At 54.9% G+C, this 3,423-nt stretch carries 2 protein-coding genes and 1 pseudogene; 2 read left to right on the forward strand and 1 reads right to left on the reverse strand.

From position 1 onward, the window contains the following. Positions 1–87 precede the first annotated feature (87 nt). A pseudogene (locus AC07XM_RS30850) lies at positions 88–1,194 on the forward strand (TIGR04141 family sporadically distributed protein); the annotation flags it as partial. A 366-nt stretch (positions 1,195–1,560) separates the two neighbouring features. Here the strand turns inward: AC07XM_RS30850 and AC07XM_RS30855 are convergent. Next, positions 1,561–2,055 carry a hypothetical protein gene (locus tag AC07XM_RS30855; protein WP_054901947.1) on the reverse strand — a complete coding sequence of 165 codons (495 nt, stop codon included), beginning with the start codon at positions 2,053–2,055 and terminating at the stop codon, positions 1,561–1,563. A gap of 149 nt (positions 2,056–2,204) precedes the next feature. On the opposite strand from AC07XM_RS30855, the gene AC07XM_RS30860 reads away from it, so the two are divergent. Next, entirely contained in the window at positions 2,205–3,236 is a 1,032-nt protein-coding gene (locus tag AC07XM_RS30860; protein ID WP_054901948.1) for a hypothetical protein, read from the forward strand. Positions 3,237–3,423: the final 187 nt, after the last annotated feature.

Genomic DNA, 3,423 nt, shown 5'->3' on the forward strand with positions numbered 1-3,423 from the left:
ATGGTGTCCACTTAAATTAGGTGGACACCATCGCCTTTGGCGTCGGGGTCAGGAAGGTGAGTTGGCCGGACGGTTACATTCGACTTCAAGTTCGATTCGGAGATCCTCAAGTCGCTGACCGGGATCGTGGAGAACGATCAAGATGAAGGCGAGTACGTCAGCGGCTCGGACTCATTGGCCTTACATTCCGACGTCAAGCTTGAAGACTTCCCAGAAATCGCGCTTCGTTTGTTGACGGCTTACGAAGATGATCACTGCAAGGAAAAATATCCCTGGATGGACTTCATCGTCCCGGTGCGAGATGCGGCACTCGAAGGACATTTAGATCGTGTGCTCGTGGAAGCGATGAATGCCGAGCGGTTTGACTGCGTCCGCGCAGCTGCACCTGAAATGCTCGGAAATGATGTCAGCGGCTTTAGCTATGTCAAACGTAGTGCGCGTTCGCACAATGGCCCAGTGATCTCATTTGACCTGGATCTTAGACAAGCGCTGCTCGCCAAGCACTTACTGGGCGGCGTCACCCGCCCAGCGCTGGATTCTGAGCGCATCTACCTCTACGGGGCTGACGAGCAACGACTTGCCACCTGGCCTTTGTACATGTGTCTTGAGGCGGAAATTGAGCACGAAGGCAAAATCTACCTACTCAGCGAAGGTGACTGGTATCAGATCGATCGCGACTATACCGAGCAAGTGAATCGCTTTTTTGAGGCTGCAACTCCGTGCAACCTGGAGTTCCCCTCCTATCGCACTGACCACGAAGGCGCCTACCTGAGGCGCATTGCCGATAACGTAAATTTCTATCTGCTCGACCAGAAGCTGGTAAGACTTACAGGCGCAGGCGGCCCGTTCGAGTTCTGTGATTTGCTCACACCGGATCACCACATCATCCACGTCAAAAAGTACTCGTCGTCTAGCGTGCTCAGCCACCTCTTCTCTCAGGCTTACGTGTCTGCTGAGGCTCTGATCAACTCCCCGGACGTTGTTACCCAGGTGAACGCACACCTCGCAGATCTGGGAGGGTTCCAATTCGCTTTCAACCCAGGCACACAGCCGCGCAACAAAATCGTGTTCGCCATCATGCAACCCAATGCAGAACTGCACATGCCGTTTTTCTCGAAGGTGAACTTCAGGCAATTTGCACAAAGGCTTGGTGCGATGGGCTACCAGGTCGAGGTGTGCCGAATTGGCAATTAACTCGCTGACGTTTACCCAAAACAATGCCTAGATTGTTTGTTGTGATGACACGAGCATTGATTGCCCTACGTCGCATTGTTGTTTGCAGCTGTACTAATCCCTTCTCGATGAAGGGCAATCGCTCCCCCTTGAGAGTCGAGGGATTGATGATATTGATGAGCTTACCAGGCCTGGTTGACCTACATAGCTTGTGGGTCTACCTGACCTGGTTGGCTTGCCCCTCGGCTGGAGTGACGGCTCAGCGACGACGGTCTGTTGTGCCTTGACGGTTAACAGGAGGCTCCTCAGCGCGCCGTTGGTATTCAGTTGTAGGCGGCGGTGGCGGAACACGCGTTTGCTCGCTATTGCTTGGTTTCTTCTGGTCGGTCACGCAATTAGCTCCCTCAAGGTGACTAGAACAGCGAGCGCTGCGAAGGCACCCGCTCCGATAGTGATTTCCTGGTATGCGAGATCCAGGGGCTTGGTCTTCTCCGCTACGGTGACCTTAAGCGCCTCAAGCGTATCGATGTAGCAGTTGTAGATGTGCTTCTTCTGCCCTTCGTCATCCACGGCAATCAAATACTCGCCAGTGGCGCGGGAGGACGGGAGGTTCGGGTAGTCCTTGATGCGAAGTGCGCTCAGGGCGTGCCCCCACGCACAGGCAATGGCGAACGCAGCCACGATGAAGGCAATGAAGGTCAGGATGGCCAGCGGCGATCCAAGCTGAAAAATGACCCCGTTCTTGAGGCCTGCGATTGCGCTGAGGCCTGCAATTAGAATCGAGACCGCCGTGAAGAATCGCGCGCTCTTGTTCTCGACGTGATTGAAGCGGTCTTGCTCATCCTTGAACCTGTCTTTCAGGTAGGAAATGGTTTCGTCCATAAGACCATCCAAAGATTGCTGGCAGTGCGTCGTGCGGCAAGGCTTGGCTGTGATGGCTAGCTGTAGCGATCGCACATGCGGGAGTGGCACTATGATAGCGCCTCCAGCGCCCTGCTGGGCACCCTGCGCCTACAGAAAGGATCCTACCGGTGAGCATCAGCCTCTATCGCACCCAAGTGGAGCAGCATCAACGCACCATCGCCAGGCTACAGGGCGACAAAGTAAAGAAGGTCAAGGCGGCGGCGAATGCCGGCAAGAAAAGCGCCGATGCAAGCGCCGCAGCCAGCAAGACCTCTTCCGCTAGTACGGTGAAATCTAAGCTACGTGATGCCCAACGCTACCAGAGCGAACAGACCAAAGCGCTTTCTGATGTCAGCCAACTAGAGAAGAAGATCCTCGAAGCTCAGAAGCGGCTAGCCCAGAGTGAACAGCGTCTGGCCCAGGCGCTCAAGCGTGAACAGCAGCGCCTGGATGCTGCACAGGAGCAGCGCTTGAGGGAGATCAACGATGGATTGACCCGTCATGAAGAACTGCACGATCAAACTGCCAGAGAGATCGAGAAGCTAAAAGCACTGCCTGAGAAAATCACGGTGGTGTTCTTCGCAGCTGACCCCGGTAGCGATAAAAGCAACAGGCTACTGCTGGATGAGGAAGCGCGTCTGATTGGCGAGAAGATCAGGGCATCCGCACATCGGGACGTGCTTGAATTTCATACCCGCTGGGCGGTTAGGCCCATGGATGTGTTCCAAGCCATAAACGAGCTTAAACCGACCATTGTCCACTTCAGCGGCCACGGCACAAGTGCTGACACGCTGGTACTCCAGGATGACCAGGGGAACGCAAAGCATGTCCCACTGGAGGGTATCGTGAGCGCCATGGCAATCGGCTCCGACAACCTGAAGCTCGTCTTCTTCAACACCTGTTTTTCGTTTAACCAAGCCGCAGCATGTATCCGGCACGTACCAGCAGCGATAGGCATGAACCGCGATGTTGGCGATCTGCCCGCTCGCTTCTTCGCTGCACAGTTCTACTCAGCTATCGGATTTGGTCACTCTATCCACCGAGCGTTCAACCAAGCGAAAGCTCTGGTGGCAATGGAGTTTCCTGGTGAGGAAGCCATACCTGAAGTGTACGAACAGGACGACGAATCTCTGGTTCTGGTCAGGCCTCCTGCTGCGTGATCGCACCCTACCCTGCTGCCCTCTGCGTATGTTTTTCTTGGCTCTCCAGGAGGGCTAGCTGGGGTGTCTTTGCTTGCAAAGCTCGTGGGCAAAGCACCCGAAGAGGTAGTAGTAGTGAGTAGATAGTATGCGGTGATTTGGTAATTTGACGGGGACAAAAGGGGTTTATGGGGGCTCGGGTTGAGGG

The organism is Pseudomonas sp. GW460-LB5 (assembly GCF_059423245.1).

What these genes read in the sequence shown, in the direction of transcription:
- AC07XM_RS30855 (WP_054901947.1), bottom strand. Translation starts at nt 2,055, where the DNA reads ATGGACGAAACCATTTCCTACCTGAAAGACAGGTTCAAGGATGAGCAA.